Here is a 21,049-nt window from a genome sequence, read left to right on the forward strand (position 1 = left end):
TGATTATTGTTTTTGGAATGATTTCAAAACAACAGTCACTTGACCGAATTGGCTTGGAGCAACTTGTTTCAACAAACCAGACATTGGAACTTTCTCTGGGTTGATCCATGCGTTGATTTCAGCGTTTTGTTCTTTGTCTTTTAGACGAGCGTGGATGCACTCGAAAGTACCAGCAGGAACTGTGATTGTAGCTTCTTTAACTTCGATCACTTCTACGTCTTGTTTAGGTACTTGTTGTTCTTTACCGTTAACTAGCATTTTTTTGATTTCGCCAGTGTTTGGATCGATCAAAGTTTCGATTTTTTGTTTGCCAGCAAAACCAAGATCAGCATCTTGTTGCATCCAGATTCCATCGTTGCCGATAGACTTCACAGACATAACCATAGTTCCTTTTAAGAAACCCATGTCGATCGTGTAGTCAGCGCGATCGCCAACTTTCCAGTCCAAACCCAAAGTGCGAGCTTGGTCCATGATTGCAGGCATTTGAACCTGAACTAAAACATCGTGTGCTGTTGGAGCAGCAACTGCATTTAATGAGAACGCCAAACCTAAAGCGGCGATAAGAGCCTTAAACATAATTCCTCCTTGATTGTTTATGGTGCTTTTAATCACACCACGACCAAGGGAGGGCCCGTCAAGGCTCAATTTATTGTTCTCCGAAACTTCCTACGAGAACTTGACGCGGCTTGCTGCCATTTGATGGTCCCACAACACCTTCGCGTTCAAAAACTTCAATCAATCTTGCTGCTCTTGGGTAACCCAATTTGAATTTTCGTTGAATTAATGAAGCTGAAACTTCCTTTTGTGCTGAAGCCCAAGAAAGTATTTCGTCATAGCGTTCATCATACTCTTCTTCTTCAAATCCAGAAGCTCCACCTTCGCCAGCTTCTGATCCATCCGGAGCAAAACCTTCAAGAGCACGCATTGCTAAAGGATCGTATTCAGGTTCTGCTTGAACGGCCCAGTGTTTAACGACATTGCCAATTTCTTTATCTGACAAATAAGGACCGTGATGACGAGTCGGCTTACCCACACCTGGAGCTTGGAATAACATATCACCATTTGGAAGAAGTCGTTCTGCGCCAGAATCATCAATGATAATTCGCGAGTCCATTTTTGATGCCACCTTCAAAGCGACACGACCTGGGATATTGGTTTTAATCAATCCCGTAACTACGTCTTTGCGCGGTGATTGGGTTGCAAGGATCAAGTGAATACCACAAGCACGAGCTTTCTGAGTTAAGCGCTGAATGGGTTCCTCGATGTTTTGTTTTTCAACGATCATCAAGTCAGCCAGCTCATCCACGACGATTACGATATAAGGAAGTGGTTGATAGTAGTACTGCTCAAGCTTGGCTTTTCCTTCTTCAAGCTCCAAGTTGATTTTTTCATGCTCTTCAACTTCGTTCTTGGCAAGATTTCCCGTTTTTTCATTGAAAGCTTCAATCTTACCAACACCGAATTTTGATAAAGATTTATAGCGTTTTTCCATTTCACGCACGGCCCACTTTAAAGCAGTCGAAGCTTTTTTAGGTTCTGTCACGTGTGGAAGCACTAGATGAGGCACAGTTGAAAACGGAGCTAAGTCGACCATTTTCGGGTCAATCAAAACTAAACGTAGGGTTTTAGGGGAATGTCTAAACAGAAGACCCGTAATAATTGATCCTACAAATACCGACTTACCAGAGCCTGTCGTACCAGCAATAAGTAAGTGAGGCATTTTTCTTAAGTCGACAACTTTTGGTTCACCATCCACCGCACGGCCAACGGCCATTGGTAAAGCAAGATCTTCACTCCAGAAAGTGTCTTCGGCGATAAGATCTTTATAATAAACTGTTTCACGCTTTAAATTCGCAGTTTCAATACCAACAACGTCTGTACCAGGAATGTGTCCCACCACGCGCACTGATTCAGAAGAAAGTGCCAAAGATAAATCATCTTCTAGCTCAGAGATCTTACTGATCTTAACGTCGGCATTAGGTTTAAATTCGTACATTGTAACCAGGGGCCCTGGTTTCGCATCGACAATCTGGCCTTCAATAGAGAAGTTCTTAAGTTTCTCTACAAGTGAATCGGCCTTACGCTGAATTTCGGCTTTATCAATTTTAATACGGGAAGCCGGAGGATCTTCAAGGAGTCCAAGCTTAGGCATATCCCAATTTTCAATTCGACGAGGTGGTTTGACCTTCATCACGACTTTACGTTTCTGCGATAGGCGGACTGCTGGAGTTTCTTCTTCATCCTCCATGCCCTCTTCTTCATCTTCTTCAACTTCTTCTTCGTCAGCAATGGCTTTGAATTTTGTTTGTACGGCCCCACGAAGATCTACTGTTTCTTTTTCGTCGCCTTCTTCTTCTTCCTCTTCGTCTTTATCTACAAATTTTTTGTCAGAAAGTGGAAATACAGTTTTGTTCTTATCAGCCTTAGAAGCTTTTGGTTTCTTTTTATCAGTAACAAACATGCCACCAAAGAAAGCGGCAATTTTGTCTGTCGTTTTTTTCTTTTTTAGATAAGCAAGTAAATCACGTGGTGCTTCAGTCAATTCCTGCAACGACTTTTCAAAGTAAAACACGATCAGCACAGCCATCAATGAAAGCAAGATGACTTGCACACCGATAGAATTAAATGCGCGCATTAATGCTTGAGAAACACCTAAACCTAAAAGGCCGCCCAGATAAATTTGTTTTTGGAAGATCTTTGTCGTTGGCAAATACAGCGACAACAAGGCTGCTGTATTTACGATAAGCATAAGGGCCCAAACGAAGCGGATATTCTTAAGATTTAAAGACTCTCCTCGAAAACTTGCGATAGCGACGCGGAAAAAGCAGGTCACCATAACCCAGGCAGCAAGACCCAGGGATTGATAAAGCATATCCGCCAGGAAACTTCCCACAATACCGCAGTAATTGGTGGCCCTTAGGCTTTGACCCGTCGAATTTAACGATGGGTCCATAGGGTTGTAACTAATTAAAGCTAGAGCGAAAAAGAGCCCTAAACCTAAAAAGCTAATTGAGATAACGTCCTGTCGGTACTTTTTTAGGAATTGATTCATTTAAAAAATTTACGAAATTCCCTACAGTTAGTCAGGCTTAAAGCCCGTGTACTTGACTTAAGCCCTGAGACACAGGCAAAACGTCCTGTAACAGCGAGTGAATTTAGGCCTATATGCTTAAAATAAATGAGATTTTCTATAGTATTCAGGGCGAAACGACTTATGTGGGGAATCCCACGGTTTTCGTGCGTCTAACGGCTTGCAATCTGCGCTGCACTTATTGCGACACGAAATATTCTTATTACGAAGGCGAGATGCAAGGCCTTGATGCTATCATCGCAACAATCGCTTCGCACAAAACTCCTTACGTTTGTATCACCGGTGGTGAACCTTTGTTACAAAAAGAAGTTCACACATTAATGAAAACTTTGTGTGACCAAGGTTACAAGGTTTCTTTGGAAACTAGCGGATCAAAAAGCGTTGAAGCAGTGGATCCAAGAGTAAAAATAATTTTAGACGTAAAAACTCCTGATAGTGGTGCAGCAGATTCTTTCATTATGGATAACATCCGCTTTTCCACGACCAGCACGGAATACAAGTTTGTCATCTGTTCAGAAGAAGACTTCGTTTGGTCTGAAACTTTCTGTCGTCAACATAATTTATTCGAAAATTTCGTTGTTTTATACAGTCCATCATACGGCCAAGTATCTGAACGCTGGTTGGCAGAAAAAATATTGCAGCAAAATTCATCTGCAAGGTTGCAATTGCAGCTTCATAAGTATATTTGGTCTTCCGAAACACGCGGAGTATAGGATTTTATTTCAGTGATTTTTTCTGAGCCGACTTTGTCCTCGAAAGAATTTTGAAACAACAATCACTCCAATTAAGCCTGGCAATTTTTGTTAAGCCTGAAAATTTTGGGAGACCCATGACGCCGAACCTAAACAGTTCAGATAATCTTTTTGTCGCTAATCTTCAGTCTGTAAGCTTGGAAAAGCTTGTGAAGAGCAAACTTGAAGTTCTATTTGCTCAGCAAAAAGAAGCACAAGTTGAGCTTAATGGCTTATACAACGTAGTTATCGAACAAGTGGAAAAGCCTCTATTAGAGCTTGCTTTGCGTGCTTATAACGGCAATCAGGTGAAAACCGCGCAAATGCTTGGCATCAATCGCAATACTCTTAAGAAGAAAATTGACAACTATAAGATCCGTGTAAAGAAAATGAACTAATACATTCTTTTCAGGCATCAGTGGGCCATCATTTGAACCGCGTCTCAGTCTAAGGCCCACAAATATTACTACGACGAAGTCGGAGTGTAGAAAAGCTACTACGACGAAGTCGGAGTGTAGAAAACTACTTTCGTTACTCTAAGAGGGGTTCAATGAGTACGCGAATTCCGCCTCAAAATCTCGAGGCAGAACAATCAATTCTGGGCGGTCTCATGTTAGACCGAGAAGCATTAGACCAAGTTGGCGACGTGCTTATGGCTGATGATTTCTATAAGCCAGCCCATCAAAAGATCTATAACGCTATTAAAGAATTGCACAGCAAGGGTCAGCCGATTGATATCATCACGGTGACGAACGTCCTTCAGGGCGAAGGCTCCATGGAAATGGTGGGCGGACCTGAATACCTTGTTGGCTTACTAGATAAAACTATCTCATCAGCAAATATCGGCAGCCACGCTAAGATCGTAAAAGACAAAGCGACTTTACGTCGTTTGATTCAAATCAATAGCAGCCTTATTGAAAAAGCTTACGATCAAGATTTCGTCGACGTTGAATCTTTCGTCGATCAGGCTGAATCTGAAATCTTCAAAGTCGGCGAAGCTAAAACAGCGACAGGTCTTGTCGGTTCAATGGAAATCGTTAAGGCTTCCATCCAAAAGATCGAAGAGCTTTATAAAAACAAAGCAGAAATCACTGGTATCGGTACCGGCTTTAAAAAGCTTGATGAAATGACCGCGGGTCTTCATCCAGGCGAGATGACGATCATTGCCGCTCGTCCGTCCATGGGTAAAACAGCGTTCTCTTTAAATATTGCTCAGCACGTGGCTTTACGTTTGAAAAAGACTGTTGCTTACTTCTCATTAGAGATGGGTAAAGAGTCGATGATGATGCGTATGTTGTCTGCTGAATCCAAAGTTAGCATGAGTGAAATTCGTAACGGTCGTATTCAAGATTCAGCTTGGCCTAAGTTGATCAATGCAGCTAGCGCCCTTTCTGAAGCTTCTATTTTCATTGATGATACTCCAGGTGTTTCACCTTTTGAGATTCGTTCCCGTGCCCGTCGTTTAAAAGCAGAGCACGGTCTTGATGTGATCATGATCGACTACTTGCAGTTGATGAGCATGAAACAGAAATTCAATTCCCGTGAGCAAGAGGTTGCGGAGATTTCAAAATCTCTAAAAGCCATTGCCAAGGAATTACAAATTCCTATCATCGCACTAGCCCAGCTGAATCGTGGGGTAGAGGGTCGTACGGAAAAGAAACCAATGCTATCTGACCTGCGTGAGTCTGGATCGATCGAACAAGATGCCGACGTTATCATGATGCTTTATCGTGATGACTACTACGATAAAGAAAATCCAGATAAACAAGGTCACGCAGAAGTTATCGTTGGTAAGCAGCGTAATGGTGCCACAGGCCCTGTTAAACTGCGCTTTGATGCTCAATACAATAGATTCAGAGACGCAGAGCCAGAAGCTCCAACAGCTTTTGCGCCACCTCAAGCACCTCCACCAATGCCAGGCGGCAGACCTAAAAACTTTGCACCTGGCGCCCCAGTTTAAGATAATGGGCCTCTATGAGGCCCTTGCGATATCTTCTTAAGAAAAAATCGGAACCGCAAAACTTCAAGCCTGTTGTTTTAGTAACAGGTTGTTCTTCTGGTATCGGCTTAGCTTTAGCTAAACTTCTTCATCAACAAACGGAATACCGCGTGGTCGCGACAGCGCGAGAAAAAAGTATCGCTAAGCTGCGCGAACATTTTCTTGATGATGAACGCTTTGTGGTTCGCCCTTTAGATGTCACTAGTGAAGCAGATCGCACCCGACTTTACAGTGAAATCGGTAAGCTGTGGGGTGGGGTTGATGTGTTAGTGAATAACGCGGGTATTTCATATCGTTCAGTGATTGAGCACATGACCGAAGAAGATGAATTCAAACAAATGGCCACCAACTATTTTGGACCGATGGGTTTGATTCGACTTTCACTTCCGCATATGCGCCAAACGGGCCGTGGAAAGATCATCAATATTTCTTCAGTAAGCGGAATGCTTGCGATGCCAACGATGGCTTCTTATTCTGCTTCTAAATTTGCCTTAGAAGGGGCCAGTGAAGCCTTGTGGTATGAAATGCGCCCCTTTGGCGTAACTATTTCTTTAGTACAACCAGGATTCATTCATAGCACTTCATTTATGAACGTATACCACACCGATGGTTCTGATCCGACACGCAATTGGAAGGGACCTTATTCCGATTTTTATCAGAACATGACCCCGTTTGTAGCAAAGATGATGAATATGTCTTTAACGACCCCCGAAAAAGTCGCTAAACAAATTCTTAAAATCATGAAAACCAACAATCCACCGCTATGGGTTCCAGCGACTTTTGATGCAAAGTTATTCTATTATGTGCGCAGGGCTTTACCCCGCCGAATTTTGCTACCTATCTTGTATTGGTTTTTACCAAACGCCCGAAAGTGGTCGAAAGAACATTCCCATCGCCGTTAACAGCACTATTGGCTCGACCAAGGCCCGAATTGCGCCTTAGCTGTTGAGTTCCTATTAACCTCTTGATGGACTAGTAACGTCCAAATAATGAGGCTTCTGAACGGATTCGGAAGACTTATTCTTCGTTTCAAGCGAAGGGACCCATTTGCACGGAGGCAATGAGGATGGAAAAACCTCTTATCAAGACAGTGGTTGAAGCAACAGGTTTACCTGAAGACCCAGTTCAAAGAGAACTGAATCAACTTATCGCTCAACACGGGAAAAATCCTGACGATCTTACGATTGAAGATTTACGCGAAATTGTCGCTGATTACTTGCATTCAGTGATGCTTGAGTGCTGCGAAGAATACAGCGCCTAATTTTCAGTTTTTTAAAATAAGAAAGGGTCCTTGCGGACCCCTTCTTATTTCCCCTCTAGAACACATGCCTTCAATTATTTTGAAAGCTTAGCTAAACCCTCTTTAATGAAAGCGGCCTGTGCTGCCACCTCAGTGTAAACACTGTAAGTCTGGCAGTTATCAGGATCACCTTCTTTGTAGATTCCACGGCTGGTTACGCCCCAAACGTACTCAACGTTATCTACTTTTAAAAAGGCAGGCCCACCAGAGTCTCCGTGGCAAGCCCCTTTGCCTTTAGTTTGATCCAAAACGATTTCTGTATTTCCCATTCTGTCGTAAATTTGCACATTGGCTTTACGAAGATTGTAGTCGTTTTCTACGTTCACACCGTCAGTTTTGATGTAACCGTATCCTGCCAATGTCACTGTCGCGTCTTTTTTCAAAAGGGATGAATCAGTAAGAAGTTTAGCAACGCCATAGCCTTTTGGCAGTTCGCCAGTGAACTTAACTAAAGCGATGTCATTTAAATCTTCCTGTGCTTCGACGTCTGTTCCATAATCCTGGTGCATCACTACATCGACGATTTCTAAAACATCTTTCTGAGTCGCTTTGTTCAAATCCAAATGGAAAATCACTAGCATTCCGCCTCTTTTGTCATCTTCGGCAATATAGGGAATGCAGTGAGCGGCAGTTAAAATAACATTTTTTGCGATGAGCGTGCCTGTGCAAAACGACTGAGATTGTTCGCCTTGAGCATCTTCTCTGAATGACATCAAAGCTACTGTGGATTTAACGATTTGATCGTCAGCTTTTACTTTTTCGCCACCAATAATAGAGGCTGTAGAAGTAGAAGTGCCAAATTCAGACTTAGGAGTGCTTTTAGGAGAACAAGCAACCATTGAGCTTAGAACAACAGTCGCTAAAAGTACTTTCGTTGAAAGTTTAGAAATCATATTCCCTCCTAAGGTGAGCGCCGTTAAACACCCATTTTGGAACCAGGGCAATACAATTTTTCAAATGTAATTCATAAGAAAATCTTATGGCGGGCTTGCGCCCGGCAGAGCCGAAGCGCCTGCGCGCGTAGGCTGAAGCAGCTTCAATAGGAAATAAAAAAGGGAACCCGAAGGTTCCCTTTACGTAACTAATTAATTCAAAAGAACTAACTAAGCGCGCTCTACAGAGATTTGGATTTTAGCTTCCATACCTTCTGAGTAACGAACTACAGCCTTGTGTTGACCCAATACTTTGATTGGCTCTTCAAGGTGGATGTCACGACGGTCTACTGAGTGACCCATTTTTTGCAATTCTTTAGAGATATCTGTTGTTGTAACAGTACCGAAAAGTTTGTCAGTTTCACCAGCAGCCAATTTGAAAGTAACAGTTGTACCGTTAACTTTGTTCAATAGCTCTTGGCGCTCTGCCATTGCTTTTTTCTTTTTAGTTTCAGCAACGCGTTTCAAGTGTTCGTATTCTTTTACGCGTTTTTCAGTTGCTTCAGCAGCAAGTTTGCGTGGGAACAAGAAGTTTCTTGCGAAACCTTCAGAAACGTTCACAAGCTCACCAACACGACCTACATCTTTAACGTCTTTTTGAAGAATAACTTTCATGTGATCTCCATTTACTACTTCGTCGCCGAAGTGCAATTTAAGTAAAGTTACTTAGTTATTTTCAGCAGTCTTGATTTTTTTAATCCGACTTCTGAAATCAACCCAGTAATCGATCAGGCCAATAACGCTCAGTAAGAGCAATAATTGTCCGACCAAGATTATGTACGTCAGAATTCTTGTAAAGGCACCAGCCTTCATAGAATCCAGAAATACCTCCAACACCGCCAGCCCTTGAAAAAAATAAAGAACGATAATTACGTTCACAATATTTACAGCCAGGATGGCAATGGCCTTACCGCCAAAACTCACCATTGTTAGAAGGAAGGCAGTCATCGCAATCCAGATCACGTAATCAGGAACACGATATTCTAACAACTTGAGCTGAGAGGCAATTTTCTCACGGGGCAAATTGAGCCATGAAAAAACGCGTTTCTCAAAAATTAATCCCAAACCTAACGCCAAAATTAAAATGATGACGATAGCTGAAGGGATTTGCTGAACCAAAATTTCTGGATCTAATTTTACCGTCGGGTTCATAGCTTGAACTTTGCCGGCAAACTGTTCCGCTAACCTTTGAATTTCAGCCTGCGTATTAATTCCGTTTGTTCTAAATGCCCCAAGAAGACCAAGGCCTGTGGCCGCTGCCCCTGCAGAAATACTTAGAAGTCCCGAAATCCACCACCCAATACCTTTTTGCTCTAATTCCATGTAGGCCCCTAAAGTCATCCAAACAGAGCCAAGAAAAAGTGCGAGAGGTTGTGCGTTCAGGAACCACGCAGTTCCTGTTGCTAACAGTCCCAAAATCCAAAAGGCGAGGGGACCATAAGCTTTGCGTAGGACACGAAGAAGAGGAGCTCCCATAACCACAGTGAGCATCGACAACAAAATCGAGAGAGATGAGATTGTGATGAACTTCTGTGTGGTAGCAGTCTTCTTCATGGCTTACGCCTTTATTTTTAATTATTCGCCTTTATCGAAACGCTCAGAACGCTCTGCTTTCGCAGCTGCAAAAGCGGCTTTACGAGCAGCCATTTTTGCTTCACGTTCTTTTTCACGAGCTGCAGACTCAGAAAGACCTTTTTTGAAGCTTTCCAAGTATTTTGCCAAAGGCACGCGCTCATCAAGACGAGTGTGCATGAAGCGAAGAACTTTATCGTTGATACGCATAGTTCTTTCAAGCTCTGCAATCGCTTGTGTGTCTGCTTCGAATGTAGCATGGAAGTAGACAGCTTTTTTCAACTTGCCAATTGGAGTAGCCAAGTTTCTTTTGCCCCAAGTCTCTAGTGAATTCACAGAGCCCTTGTAGTTTTCAATTGTCGCTTTATTTTTTTTGAAAAGCTCTTTTTGATCTTCAAGAGTTGCATCTGGGTGCATAAGAACGACAACTTCGTATGGTTTTGTCGCAGTAGTAGTAGCCATGTAACGATCCTTTCGGTTTATAGCCCCCACCTCTTTGAGCGGGAGCAAGGATGACTTTTTAAAAATGTTTTAAGGGTTTAGCACGGCTTAAGCCTAAGCACAAGGATTAGGCATTTGAATCCTCAACATTCCAGCCCTAGAATGTCTAAATGGTTACATTTATTGAGATTGTGGAGGGCGCCAACGAAGGCTCCCGTTTTAAAGTTGAAGAGGGTTTGACCATCGGTCGATCGCGAGCCGATATCGTGATTAAGGACCCCAAAGCCTCTAGCACCCACGCTCAATTTGCCATCGACGGGAAGGGTCAGTTCGTTTTAATGGACATGGACTCTTCTAACGGAATCCACATTGCCGGTCGCCGTGTGAAAAAAGTGGCCTTATTATCAGGGGTTATCTTTGAGATCGGTCGCACTCAGTTTAGAGTTGTTACGGTTGAAGAAGAGCTTGCTCTTGATTTCAGTCGCCTTATAACGTGGCGCAACATTCTAAAGGACCGTCTTAGCGAGCTTCAACCAATGGGACTTATTGAACAGGCGCAACTTGAAAGATTCAGCCCCGCTTTAAAATTGACCTTCATTCAAGGTATTCAAACCGATGAAGAAATTATTTTAGGGTATGGACCGCGCATGGCAGGGTCGGACTCTTTGGATATCGAACTTTTGGATGAAGAAGCACCTAAAGAGGCCTTTGAACTAATCCCTGGCCCCGGCATGGTCGAAATTAAAATTAAGTCTGCAGGTCGGGTTTTACTTAACAATAAATCCGTCAGTGCCGAAATGTTAAAAGATGGGGACTTGATCTCTTTAGGCAGCACCCTTATTAAGGTAGCGTACTTGTAGAGGACGTGATGGAAACAACACCGAAACAAACGGGCAGCTTTGAAAGTTTTGACGGAACTTCGATTTATTATGAAGTTCGCGGCGAAGGCGAGCCTTTGATTTTGGTGTACGGTATTGCGTGTTTGATGAACCATTGGCATCACCAAACCGAAACTTTCTGTAAACGCTATAAGGTCATCACCTTTGATCTGCGTGGCCATCAAAAAAGCAATCCCGTTGTCGATATGAATCAGCTTTCTATGGAAGCTCTTTCTAAAGACATTCAAGCATTGATGAGTCATTTAAACATCGAAAAGGCCCATTTTGCGGGGCACAGTTTTGGTGTGCCTATAATTTTAAAATTATACGATGACCGTCCAGAGCTTTTTCATTCCATGGTTTTGATTAACGGCTTTGCTAAAAATCCAATTAAGGGAATGTTTGGATTAGATGTTATCGAGCCGTTTTTTTATTTCGTAAAAACCCAATACGAAAAACAACCGCAGGTGTGGAATACTATGTGGAAAATGGCTGTTGATAATCCCATGTCGATTTATCTAGCGGCACTAGCTGGTGGTTTTAATCTTAAAGTCACACACATTAAAGACATTGAAGTCTACATGCGGGGCGTGGCTCGGCTAAATCTAGAAGTTTTTTTGAATCTGTTTGAAGTGTTAATGGAATACGATGGGGAAAACGTTTTAGAAAAGATCAATGTTCCGGTTTTAATCTTGTCGGGTGAAAAAGACATGGTTACGCCCATTCGCTTTCAGTATCACTTTAAAGAAAAAATTAAAAATTCAGAATTCGTACTTGTTCCTTACGGATCGCACTGCACTCAATTAGACTTTCCTGATTATACGAACTTAAAAATGGAAAACTTCTTTGAGAGAGTCAGACGCAGTGACAAGCTATAAAGACTTTCTAAACTCCATTCCCGTTTTCGACGATTTTCTGCAAGTTTCTAATGATCAATATTTTAAGTTAGTCCCAGAAAACTGGGGCTTGATTCTTACTGACGTTAAAGGTTCTACAAAAGCCGTGCAAGCGGGCAAACACCGTGAAGTGAATATGATTGGTGCTGCTTGCATCACAGCGATTTTAAATGAACTGAATGATCGCGATCTTCCATTTGTCTTTGGTGGAGACGGCGCAAGTCTTTTAGTCCCACCACTTAGTAAAGACCTAGCACAAAAAACAATGGCTGAAGTTCAAAATTGGTCCATGAAGGAATTTGGCTTAGAATTGCGTAGTGCTTACTTTGATCTTTCTGAGGTTTACAAAGAAGGCCACCAGTTGTTGCTTGGTAAACATCGCTTATCCCCGGGCAATCATACTTATCAATTTCGCGGCGGAGCTTTAAAGCGCGCCGAAGATAAAATGAAACAAGAGGATCGTAGCGTACGCGATGATAAAGCAGGAAGTAGTCCCAATCTTGAAGGACTGACTTGTCGTTGGGAGCCTTTAACCGCAAAAAAGGATTTGATCTTGACGGTGTTAGTAAGCGCCAACGGCAATGAAGCCAGTGCTTTTGAGATTTATAAAAATCTTTTAAAATCTTTGCGCAATATCATCGGCGGCGATTTTAAATATGCCTGCCCCGTGCAACGCCATAATTTAAAAATAAAGTGGCCGCCAGAAACATTGTTAATAGAAGCAAAAAGCCGCAAAGGAAACTTTCTAAAAAGTTTTTTTCTTTCTTCGTGGGAATCGTTTGTTGCTTATCTATTTTTTCGTTTTAACTTAAAAGCCGGTCTATTCAATCCAGAGCGCTACAAGGAAGAATTAATTTCTAATTCAGATTTCCAAAAATATGACGACTTATTGCGCATGGTTTTAGATTGTTCAAGTGAACAAGTATTAGAAATTGAAAAAGTGCTAACAGAGTTTGAAGAAAAGGGCGAGCTTGTGTTTGGTACTCACAAATCCAATCAAGCTTTAATGACTTGTCTTGTTTTTTCTGCGACTCAAAACCAGCATTTGCACTTTATTGATGGCGCCCAAGGCGGCTATACCTTAGCCGCCGTCGAATTAAAAAAGAAACGCGCTTAAATTTTCTACTGCCAAGCAGCCTTGGTTAAATCAAATCCATAACGATTCACCGAGCCATCAGAAGTGAAAACTACTTTGACTGTGTGGCCTTCAATGGGTGCCGTATAAAGCCCGTTGTTGCGCCCAAAAATCTCTGTCACCTTGGTTCCGTTTTGATCAAAAAGTTCAACTTTATCAAAATCAGCTTCCGTATTGAAAAGCGAAAAGTATAAAGAGATGCGCTTAGCTTGTGGGATATCTACGATAAATTCTTGGCGAGTGTTTGCAGCATAAGGGTGGGCCGTAGAAAATTTTAAATTTACCTTACTCCAGTTTGCCGGATCCGCAGGATCTGGCCATTCGGTGTTGGTAAGGGCGTAATAGGCGTTAGCAATACCTCGACGGATTTTTAAATTTCCCACTCGCTTAGATGTTGCCATGATTCGCGAGCGCACGCGTGTATTTAAAAGATCTGGTTTATCACTCCACATTAGGGCTGCAATTCCAGATACATGGGGAACTGCCATCGATGTTCCAGACATAGAAGTGTAATCACCATATAGATAAGATGAATAAATATTCACACCAGGTGCAGCGACATCAACCGTGTAGCGTCCATAGTTACTAAAATCAGCAAGCTGACCTTTGTTGGTAATGGCAGCAACAGAAATAACGTTAGCAACCTCATAGTTCGCTGGATAAGAAGGGGTCTTATCGTTATCGTTTTCATCGTTACCTGCAGAAGCTACGAACAAGGCGTTGGCTTTATGGGATTCTTCAATGGCTAATTTTAAATTGGCAGAATAGCCGCCACCACCCCAAGAGTTTGAAAGTATCTTTGCACCCATTTTGTTTGCGTAATTAATTGCTTTGATGGCGGCATCCAATGTGCCTTCGCCTTCTTCGTCTAAAAATTTTACCGGAAGCATTGTCACGTGCCACGCTACGCCCACAATCCCCATGGCATCGTCACCAATCGCTCCCAATGTTCCTGCGACATGGGTGCCGTGCCCATAATCATCAAGGGGGTCTCCTGTTGGTTTGTCGGCTTTTACAAAGTTTGCGCCATGGATGTCATCGATGATGCCATTGTTATCATCATCAACTCCTTCTTTTCCGTTTTCCTCTTTTTCATTCACCCAAATATTTTCTACTAAGTCGGGGTGAGTGTATTCCACCCCTGAATCAATGATGGCGACTAAGATTTTTTTTGAACCTGTCGTGATATCCCAGGCTTTTTCGGCGTCAATATCCATATCCCTTACGCCCGGATTACGATCTATATCAGATTGACCTATATTTCTTAATCCCCACAACAATCCCAACATCGGGTCATTCGGGATACGCGAAGCTTTGTAAATATAATTTGGCTCAGCGATATCAACCCAAGGATTTTCAGAAAGTATTTTGACTACTTCTTCTTGCAATTCAAATACGGGTCTACGGATCACGACGATATTTTGTTCTGGAATTGTGGATATCACTGTGGATTTCAGACGAGCTTCAATTTCGTGGCGAGGTGAATGCACTGACAATTGCGGCTTTAGTTTTACGACGAATTCCCCGGGTACTGTCTTAATTTTTCCTGCTTGAGATAAAATTGGAAATTGAAAGATCAGGAATAACAGAAATAAAAAGCTCTTTTTCACTGCGCCCCTCACAGAAAAGTTGTTTCAGCTACTAAGGAAAAGCCTAACAACCGATCGTGAGGGTGGCCAGGTGACTGATAACATTCTAACGAACTGTCAGTGCTGAATGTGCGCTGACCAATCCCGCTTTGGTTTTTCCTTGTAAGGATTTTAATGAGCGTGATGTTGCAACGATTCTTCTTTTTAGACCACGGCCCGAAAGGTCTGGTTCTTTTGCAGAAAGAAGAGCCGCTAAGCCGGAAACGTGCGGCGCTGCCATGGACGTACCGCTGTAATAACCATACTTCCCATTGTTAATAGTCGAAAGAATGTTAACCCCTGGTGCTGCCACATGCACTGTGCTTGCACCATAGTTTGAAAATTCAGCAAGCTTACCTTGGTTATCAACAGCAGCGACGGTCAGAATATTTGGCACATCATAAGAAGCTGGGTAACGGGGATTTTTATCATTGTCATTTGTTTCATTTCCAGAGGCGACAACAAACAGGGCGCCCGCTTCGTTCGTTTTTTCAATGGCTTCTTTCAGAGTTTCTGAAACTCCACCACCACCCCATGAATTGTTTAAAATTTTTGCTCCCATTTTGGTTGCGTAGTTAACACCTTTTAAAGCCGCGAATAACGAACCACTGCCAGATGCCTTTAAGAATTTAATCGCCATAAGGCGAACTTCCCACGCTACACCAGCGCCACCAATGCCATTATTGGCTTTAGCCCCAATGGTACCAGCGCAGTGGGTGCCATGGCCATGATCATCCCAAGGACTGCCGGTGGGCTTATCTGGAATTTCGAAATTGGCACCGTAGATATCATCAACTATTCCATTGCTGTCATCATCGACGCCACTTTTTCCGTTCAGTTCTATTGTGTTCGTCCACATGTTTTCTTTTAAATCAGGATGAAAGTAATCAATTCCTGAATCAATCACGGCAACTATAACTTTTTTTGAACCTGTCGTGATATCCCAAGCTTTATCCACAGAGATATCCATACCGGCAACACCAAGGCGGCGCTGATAATCATATTGCCCGGTATTTTTTAATCCCCACATCAACGTAAACATAGGGTCTGTGGCAGACTTGTTCATATGGTAGATATAGTTGGGCTCAATAATTTTAATATTTGGATCTTCTGCGAGAATATCAATAGCCGAAGACTGCAGCTCAAACACAGGGCGACGAAGAAGAACTGTGTTTTGTTCCGGGATCACATCAATAACAAAGCCCGCGCCCGCATCGAGCTGATGAATAACATCAAGCACAGAAACTGAATCTTTAAACTTAATAACATATTCACCAGGAACTGCATCAACTGCAGCCAACAGTTCAGAGCCAAGACCTAAGAAAAAAAACAAAAGCCCACAAGAAGCTTTTTTAAAATTCAACTCCAAAGACGTCCTCCTCGCAAAGAATGTTTGGAAATCTTAGCAAGTGACGTGAATTCGCTATAGAGCTATTTATCTGTTCCTTTACATGACCTTAAAAATAAAAAAGGCCGTCTTGCGACGACCTTTCTAGTTTCAGATTTTTAAAGCGCTTTATTTCCAAGCAGCTTTTGTAATGTCGAAACCATAACGGTTCACTGAATCATCTGAAGTGAACACGATTTTCACATACTCGCCAGGAATTGGTGTAGAGAATGAATCATCGTTTTTACCGCTAATTGAGGCTAATTTTTTTCCAGAAGCATCGTACAATTCGACCTTATCGTAATCTCTTTCTGTGTCGAATTTAGAGAAGTATAAAGCGATTTGTTGTGCGCCTGGTACACGAACTTCATATGTTTCGTTCGTTTTTTCTTTGTATGGATGTGCAGAAGAAACACTGACTGCAACAGTTGCCCAGTTTGCTGGATCGTTTGGATCTGGCTGCGGAAGAGTGTTCGTTAACATCGCATAAGCATTCGCCATACCTGCTTTTGATTTTCCTCGAAGACCGGCGATTGGTTTTGCTGTTGTAACGATTCTTTCTTTCATTTCGACGTTTGAAAGATTCGGCTCATTACTTTTTAGAAGTACCGCCATACCTGACACGTGAGGAGCTGCCATTGAAGTTCCTGACCATGAATCATAACCGCCACCTTTGATAGACGAATAAACATTCACACCCGGAGCACCAACGTGCACTTTTGTTTTACCGTAGTTAGAAAAAGAAGCAATTTGACCGCGGTTATCAACAGCCGCGACAGAAACGATGTTCGCAACATCATAAGTAGCAGGGTAGGTAGGGTTTGCGTCGTTGTTGTTTGATTCATTACCAGCAGCAGCTACGAAAAGTGTATTTGCTTGGTGAGATCTTTCAATTGCTTGTTTTAAAGTTTCAGAATAGCCACCGCCACCCCAAGAGTTTGAAAGAATCACTGCGCCCATCTTAACTGCGTAGTCGATACCTTTAAGTGCGCCTTCTAATGAACCAGAACCACTAGCTGATAGGAACTTAACGCCCATCAAACGCACGTTCCAAGCTACACCCACGATCCCGCGACCATCGTTACCTGTAGCACCGATAGTGCCAGAGCAGTGTGAACCGTGACCGTGGTCATCTAGAGGATTTCCAGTTGGTTTATTCGAATCTACGAAGTTAGCACCATGGATGTCATCGACGATACCGTTGTTGTCGTCATCCACTCCCGCTTGACCTTTGGCTTCAGCTTCATTGATCCAAAGATTTTCTTTCAAATCCGGATGGTTGTAATCGATACCAGTATCGATCACCGCAACAATTATATCTCTGTTACCAGTTGTGATGTCCCAAGCTTGCTCCGCGCCCACATCCATTCCGGCAATACCTTCACGGCGTTGAGAGTCTTGTTGTCCTGTGTTTTTGATCCCCCAAAGATTTCCCAACAAAGGATCATTTGAAGTTTTATTGATGCGATAAATGAAGTTCGGTTCAACGATATCAACCAACGGATTTTCGGAAAGTGTTTTGATAACGTTAGATTGAATTTCAAAAACCGGGCGCTTAATCACCACGATGTTTTGACCCGGAATGGTAGACTTAACATATGAACCAAGAGCTTGGCTCAAAGTGTGGACAGAGGATTGAGCAGAAACTGTATCCTTTAGTTTTACGATATATTCGCCCGGTACTGATTCAGGAGCTGCTGCAAAAGAATTAGCTGCCGTAAAAATCACTCCTACAAGGCCTGCTGTGAAGGCTCTTCCGATAAGCCTAACCATAAAATCCTCCTTCAATTGGGGTATAAGACGTCCCAGTTCCAAAATGGTACCAATGTGAAGGTGAGCTGGTTATTTATTTTTTTCGTTCGCTTTAGGCGAGGTGATTTTTAGGATGAAGGTCTAGGAAATTAGACTAAGAAACAGCTTTTTTACTGGATGTTGGTTTTGATTCTAGATCAATAAATCCAAAACTTAACTGCACCGGAGATGCGAGTGCCACTACGCGATCCGGATTTTCAGCAATTTCTTTTCGTTCTGATGGGGTCGTTACGATAGTTCCTGTCGAAGATTTAATAAGATGTTTGATAAAGGCTTCCTTCACACTGTCAGGTGCATTCTTATTAAAGCCTAGTTCTGCCATTAATTGGTCAATCTTCTTCATTGAAAATCCTTACGCCTTAAGTCTAGTTCGGTATTTTGCTGAAGAAGCTTTATGAAGATTTCAAAAGAAGTTGATCAACGATGTCTCTAATTGAAACACCGTAAACTTACTGAGTGGTTAAAAAAAAAGAGGAGCCAAATGGCTCCTCTTTAATCTTACTTTTTGAAGGTTAGAGACTAACCAGCGCCGCCGTCTTTATGTTTCGGACGTTGAGTCGCGCTAGCCACAAAGAACTCACGATTCATGCGCGAGATATTTGTTAATGAGATGTCCTTAGGACAAGCCACTTCACACGCACCCGTTGTCGTGCACGATCCAAAACCTTCAGCATCCATCGCGCCAACCATTTTAATTGCGCGTTCTTTTCTTTCAACCTGACCTTGCGGAAGCAAAGCCATGTGAGAGATTTTTGCTGAAGTGAATAGGGCTGCAGAAGCATTTTTACAAGCAGCCACGCAAGCTCCACAACCAATACAAGTTGCCGAAGACATCGCTTCATCAGCGTCTGCCTTAGGAACTAGGATTGAGTTTGCATCCACTGCATTTCCGGCATTTTCAGAGATGTAACCACCAGCTGAAATGATGCGGTCTAAAGCAGATCTATTCACCATCAAGTCTTTGATCACTGGAAAAGCTTGGGCTCTCCACGGTTCTAAAGTCAGAACTTCACCGTCATCAAAATTTCTCATGTGCAATTGGCAGACTGTTGTTGAACGAAGGCGGCCATGGGCTTCGCCATCGATCACAAATCCACATGATCCACAGATTCCTTCACGGCAATCGTGATCAAAGGCAATTGGTTCGTCGCCTTTAGAAATCAATTCTTCATTAACTGCATCAAGCATTTCCAAGAAAGAAGCATCTTCAGAAACGTTCTTAGCCTGATATTCCACGAAACCACCCTGATCCTTAGGACCTTTTTGGCGCCATACTTTCAATGTTAGATTCAATAATTTTCCAGCCATCTTAAGCCTCTTATTTATAGCTACGAGTTGCTAAGTGAACGTTTTCAAATTGAAGTTCTTCTGTATGACGAGTTTCAGGAACGCCATCGCCGTTGTATTCCCAAGCAGCTACGTGGCAGAAATTCGCGTCATCACGTTTTGCTTCACCGTCAATTTGGTATTCTTCACGATAGTGACCACCGCATGATTCTTTGCGTTCTAAAGCATCACGGCACATCAACTCACCAAGCTCGATGAAGTCAGCAACACGGCCCGCTTTTTCAAGCTCAACGTTCAAGTAATTTGCATCACCTGGAACGCGCACGTTTTGCCAGAATTCTTCTTTCAATTTTGGTATTAGTTCTAAGGCTTTTTTCAAACCTTGTTCATTACGAGCCATTCCACAGTATTCCCACATGATGTGACCAAGTTCTTTATGGAAGCTGTCCACTGTGCGGTTACCTTGGATAGACATTAGTTTTTGAATTTCTTTTTTAACGCCGTCTTCAGCTGCTTTAAATGCATCATGGGTAGCAGAAACTTTTTCTAGTTTCGTTCCACCGATGTAGTTGCCGATTGTTGATGGCAATACAAAGTAACCGTCAGCCAAACCTTGCATCAACGCCGAAGCACCCAAACGATTTGCCCCGTGGTCAGAGAAGTTAGCTTCACCCGCTACGAAAAGACCTGGAATAGTAGATTCCAAGTTATAATCAACCCACAAGCCACCCATAGTGTAGTGTGGAGCAGGGTAGATCATCATTGGCATTTTGTATGGGTTATCGCCTGTGATCTTTTCATACATTTCAAAAAGATTTCCGTAACGCTCAGAAATTTTATCTACACCTAAGCGCTGGATGGCATCTTTGAAATCTAGGTAAACGGCTTTACCAGTTTCATTTACGCCACGGCCTTCATCACAACGGTACTTCGCTTGGCGGGAAGCAACGTCACGCGGAGCCAAGTTACCAAATGAAGGGTAAACTCGCTCTAGATAGTAATCTCTTTCGTTTTCTGGAATCTCGTTTGGATGACGTTTGTCACCTTGGGCCTTAGGAACCCATACGCGCCCATCATTACGAAGAGATTCAGACATCAATGTCAGTTTTGATTGGTTTTCACCGTGTACAGGAATGCACGTTGGATGGATTTGCGTGAAGCAAGGGTTCGCAAAGTAAGCGCCACGTTTGTGAGCTTTCCAAGCTGCTGTCACCGCGCAGTTCATAGCATTCGTAGAAAGGAAGAACACGTTAGAATAACCACCGCTGGCAATAATAACTGCATCAGCCTCGTGGGATTCAATTTCGCCGGTGTTTAAGTTACGAACAACGATACCGCGAGCTTTTCCATCGATCATCACTAGATCAAGCATCTCGCGACGAGTGCGAAGCTCTACTGTGCCAGCGTCCACTTGTCTCATCATTTCAGAGTAAGCACCTAATAAAAGCTGCTGACCAGTTTGACCGCGGGCATAGAATGTTCTTGAAACTTGCGCACCACCGAATGAACGGTTTGCTAAAGTTCCGCCGTATTCACGAGCAAATGGCACGCCTTGAGCCACCATTTGATCAATGATGTTTGCAGATACTTCAGCTAAGCGGAAAACGTTGGCTTCACGTGCCCGGAAGTCGCCACCTTTTACAGTGTCGTAGAAAAGACGGTAAGTTGAGTCGCCATCGTTTTGGTAGTTTTTCGCAGCATTAATACCACCTTGAGCCGCCACGGAATGGGCGCGGCGAGGGGAATCATGAATACAGAATGCTTTTACTTTATAACCAAGCTCACCCAAAGAAGCGGCCGCTGAAGCACCGGCAAGACCAGTACCAACTACGATGACAGAATGTTTTCTTTTGTTCGCAGGGTTCACCAGCTTATAGTTGAACTTTGAACTTTCCCATTTTTTTTCAATAGGGCCACTAGGGATTTTACTATCAAGTTTTTTAGACATTTCTCATTCCTT

At 42.8% G+C, this 21,049-nt stretch carries 20 protein-coding genes; 8 read left to right on the forward strand and 12 right to left on the reverse strand.

Annotation, left to right across the window (positions count from 1 at the left end; all coding sequences use genetic code 11):
• Window positions 1–3: 3 nt before the first annotated feature.
• Window positions 4–576 (reverse strand): hypothetical protein, encoded by a 573-nt coding sequence (locus MNR06_RS11685; protein WP_243536228.1) that lies wholly within the window; start codon window positions 574–576, stop codon window positions 4–6.
• Between the two features lie 70 nt (window positions 577–646).
• A complete protein-coding gene (locus tag MNR06_RS11690; protein ID WP_243536230.1) occupies window positions 647–3,052 on the reverse strand; it encodes a DNA translocase FtsK in 2,406 nt (801 codons plus the stop codon).
• Between the two features lie 113 nt (window positions 3,053–3,165).
• Here MNR06_RS11690 and MNR06_RS11695 point away from each other — a divergent pair, with 113 nt between their 5' ends.
• From MNR06_RS11695 to MNR06_RS11715, 5 genes are all read left to right on the forward strand, one after another.
• On the forward strand, window positions 3,166–3,804 hold the full coding sequence (locus MNR06_RS11695; RefSeq protein WP_243536231.1) for a radical SAM protein: 639 nt from the start codon (window positions 3,166–3,168) through the stop codon (window positions 3,802–3,804).
• Window positions 3,805–3,920: 116 nt separating this feature from the next.
• Window positions 3,921–4,220 (forward strand): helix-turn-helix domain-containing protein, encoded by a 300-nt coding sequence (locus tag MNR06_RS11700; RefSeq protein ID WP_243536234.1) that lies wholly within the window; start codon window positions 3,921–3,923, stop codon window positions 4,218–4,220.
• A 152-nt stretch (window positions 4,221–4,372) separates the two neighbouring features.
• On the forward strand, window positions 4,373–5,782 hold the full coding sequence (dnaB, locus tag MNR06_RS11705) for a replicative DNA helicase (RefSeq protein ID WP_243536236.1): 1,410 nt from the start codon (window positions 4,373–4,375) through the stop codon (window positions 5,780–5,782).
• 14 nt (window positions 5,783–5,796) lie between these two features.
• The gene (locus MNR06_RS11710; RefSeq protein WP_243536238.1) at window positions 5,797–6,723 is read left to right on the forward strand and encodes an SDR family oxidoreductase; all 927 of its coding nucleotides are present in this window, start codon (window positions 5,797–5,799) and stop codon (window positions 6,721–6,723) included.
• A gap of 164 nt (window positions 6,724–6,887) precedes the next feature.
• Complete coding sequence (locus MNR06_RS11715; RefSeq protein WP_243536239.1) at window positions 6,888–7,082, forward strand: hypothetical protein; 195 nt, start codon at window positions 6,888–6,890, stop codon at window positions 7,080–7,082.
• 74 nt (window positions 7,083–7,156) lie between these two features.
• Here MNR06_RS11715 and MNR06_RS11720 read toward each other — a convergent pair whose 3' ends face one another.
• From MNR06_RS11720 to rpsF, 4 genes are all read right to left on the reverse strand, one after another.
• The gene (locus MNR06_RS11720; protein ID WP_243536243.1) at window positions 7,157–8,014 is read right to left on the reverse strand and encodes a S1 family peptidase; all 858 of its coding nucleotides are present in this window, start codon (window positions 8,012–8,014) and stop codon (window positions 7,157–7,159) included.
• A gap of 210 nt (window positions 8,015–8,224) precedes the next feature.
• Complete coding sequence (rplI, locus tag MNR06_RS11725; RefSeq protein ID WP_243536244.1) at window positions 8,225–8,668, reverse strand: 50S ribosomal protein L9; 444 nt, start codon at window positions 8,666–8,668, stop codon at window positions 8,225–8,227.
• 51 nt (window positions 8,669–8,719) lie between these two features.
• Window positions 8,720–9,607 carry a DUF2232 domain-containing protein gene (locus tag MNR06_RS11730; protein WP_243536246.1) on the reverse strand — a complete coding sequence of 296 codons (888 nt, stop codon included), beginning with the start codon at window positions 9,605–9,607 and terminating at the stop codon, window positions 8,720–8,722.
• Between the two features lie 21 nt (window positions 9,608–9,628).
• Window positions 9,629–10,087 (reverse strand): 30S ribosomal protein S6, encoded by a 459-nt coding sequence (gene rpsF / locus MNR06_RS11735; protein ID WP_243536248.1) that lies wholly within the window; start codon window positions 10,085–10,087, stop codon window positions 9,629–9,631.
• A gap of 149 nt (window positions 10,088–10,236) precedes the next feature.
• Between rpsF and MNR06_RS11740 the strand changes: the two genes are divergently transcribed.
• From MNR06_RS11740 to MNR06_RS11750, 3 genes are read left to right on the forward strand one after another with little or no spacing between them, the layout of a single operon-like run.
• A complete protein-coding gene (locus MNR06_RS11740) occupies window positions 10,237–10,926 on the forward strand; it encodes an FHA domain-containing protein (RefSeq protein WP_243536250.1) in 690 nt (229 codons plus the stop codon).
• 8 nt (window positions 10,927–10,934) lie between these two features.
• A complete protein-coding gene (locus MNR06_RS11745; protein WP_243536252.1) occupies window positions 10,935–11,822 on the forward strand; it encodes an alpha/beta fold hydrolase in 888 nt (295 codons plus the stop codon).
• Window positions 11,809–12,957: a DUF3095 domain-containing protein gene (locus MNR06_RS11750; protein ID WP_243536254.1), complete on the forward strand. Its 1,149-nt coding sequence runs from the start codon at window positions 11,809–11,811 to the stop codon at window positions 12,955–12,957. Before MNR06_RS11745 ends, MNR06_RS11750 begins: the two co-directional genes overlap by 14 nt.
• A 5-nt stretch (window positions 12,958–12,962) precedes the next feature.
• Here the strand turns inward: MNR06_RS11750 and MNR06_RS11755 are convergent, their stop codons facing one another.
• From MNR06_RS11755 to MNR06_RS11780, 6 genes are all read right to left on the reverse strand, one after another.
• Window positions 12,963–14,585 carry a S8 family serine peptidase gene (locus MNR06_RS11755; protein ID WP_243536255.1) on the reverse strand — a complete coding sequence of 541 codons (1,623 nt, stop codon included), beginning with the start codon at window positions 14,583–14,585 and terminating at the stop codon, window positions 12,963–12,965.
• Between the two features lie 85 nt (window positions 14,586–14,670).
• Window positions 14,671–15,972 (reverse strand): S8 family peptidase, encoded by a 1,302-nt coding sequence (locus MNR06_RS11760; RefSeq protein ID WP_243536257.1) that lies wholly within the window; start codon window positions 15,970–15,972, stop codon window positions 14,671–14,673.
• Between the two features lie 147 nt (window positions 15,973–16,119).
• On the reverse strand, window positions 16,120–17,763 hold the full coding sequence (locus MNR06_RS11765) for a S8 family serine peptidase (protein ID WP_243536259.1): 1,644 nt from the start codon (window positions 17,761–17,763) through the stop codon (window positions 16,120–16,122).
• A gap of 133 nt (window positions 17,764–17,896) precedes the next feature.
• On the reverse strand, window positions 17,897–18,145 hold the full coding sequence (locus MNR06_RS11770; RefSeq protein ID WP_243536260.1) for a hypothetical protein: 249 nt from the start codon (window positions 18,143–18,145) through the stop codon (window positions 17,897–17,899).
• A gap of 176 nt (window positions 18,146–18,321) precedes the next feature.
• Complete coding sequence (locus MNR06_RS11775) at window positions 18,322–19,110, reverse strand: succinate dehydrogenase/fumarate reductase iron-sulfur subunit (RefSeq protein ID WP_243536262.1); 789 nt, start codon at window positions 19,108–19,110, stop codon at window positions 18,322–18,324.
• A gap of 10 nt (window positions 19,111–19,120) precedes the next feature.
• On the reverse strand, window positions 19,121–21,037 hold the full coding sequence (locus MNR06_RS11780) for a fumarate reductase/succinate dehydrogenase flavoprotein subunit (RefSeq protein WP_243536264.1): 1,917 nt from the start codon (window positions 21,035–21,037) through the stop codon (window positions 19,121–19,123).
• Window positions 21,038–21,049 lie beyond the last annotated feature (12 nt).

Origin of the sequence: Bdellovibrio reynosensis (genome assembly GCF_022814725.1) — a bacterium.
In the GTDB taxonomy this organism is placed as follows: domain Bacteria; phylum Bdellovibrionota; class Bdellovibrionia; order Bdellovibrionales; family Bdellovibrionaceae; genus Bdellovibrio; species Bdellovibrio reynosensis.

Bases quoted from the DNA above. Each gene is read 5' to 3' on its own strand.
- MNR06_RS11685 (WP_243536228.1), bottom strand. From the start codon at position 576: ATGTTTAAGGCTCTTATCGCCGCTTTAGGTTTGGCGTTCTCATTAAAT.
- MNR06_RS11690 (WP_243536230.1), bottom strand. From the start codon at position 3,052: ATGAATCAATTCCTAAAAAAGTACCGACAGGACGTTATCTCAATTAGC.
- MNR06_RS11695 (WP_243536231.1), top strand. From the start codon at position 3,166: ATGCTTAAAATAAATGAGATTTTCTATAGTATTCAGGGCGAAACGACT.
- MNR06_RS11700 (WP_243536234.1), top strand. From the start codon at position 3,921: ATGACGCCGAACCTAAACAGTTCAGATAATCTTTTTGTCGCTAATCTT.
- dnaB (WP_243536236.1), top strand. From the start codon at position 4,373: ATGAGTACGCGAATTCCGCCTCAAAATCTCGAGGCAGAACAATCAATT.
- MNR06_RS11710 (WP_243536238.1), top strand. From the start codon at position 5,797: ATGAGGCCCTTGCGATATCTTCTTAAGAAAAAATCGGAACCGCAAAAC.
- MNR06_RS11715 (WP_243536239.1), top strand. From the start codon at position 6,888: ATGGAAAAACCTCTTATCAAGACAGTGGTTGAAGCAACAGGTTTACCT.
- MNR06_RS11720 (WP_243536243.1), bottom strand. From the start codon at position 8,014: ATGATTTCTAAACTTTCAACGAAAGTACTTTTAGCGACTGTTGTTCTA.
- rplI (WP_243536244.1), bottom strand. From the start codon at position 8,668: ATGAAAGTTATTCTTCAAAAAGACGTTAAAGATGTAGGTCGTGTTGGT.
- MNR06_RS11730 (WP_243536246.1), bottom strand. From the start codon at position 9,607: ATGAAGAAGACTGCTACCACACAGAAGTTCATCACAATCTCATCTCTC.
- rpsF (WP_243536248.1), bottom strand. From the start codon at position 10,087: ATGGCTACTACTACTGCGACAAAACCATACGAAGTTGTCGTTCTTATG.
- MNR06_RS11740 (WP_243536250.1), top strand. From the start codon at position 10,237: ATGGTTACATTTATTGAGATTGTGGAGGGCGCCAACGAAGGCTCCCGT.
- MNR06_RS11745 (WP_243536252.1), top strand. From the start codon at position 10,935: ATGGAAACAACACCGAAACAAACGGGCAGCTTTGAAAGTTTTGACGGA.
- MNR06_RS11765 (WP_243536259.1), bottom strand. From the start codon at position 17,763: ATGGTTAGGCTTATCGGAAGAGCCTTCACAGCAGGCCTTGTAGGAGTG.
- MNR06_RS11770 (WP_243536260.1), bottom strand. From the start codon at position 18,145: ATGAAGAAGATTGACCAATTAATGGCAGAACTAGGCTTTAATAAGAAT.
- MNR06_RS11775 (WP_243536262.1), bottom strand. From the start codon at position 19,110: ATGGCTGGAAAATTATTGAATCTAACATTGAAAGTATGGCGCCAAAAA.
- MNR06_RS11780 (WP_243536264.1), bottom strand. From the start codon at position 21,037: ATGTCTAAAAAACTTGATAGTAAAATCCCTAGTGGCCCTATTGAAAAA.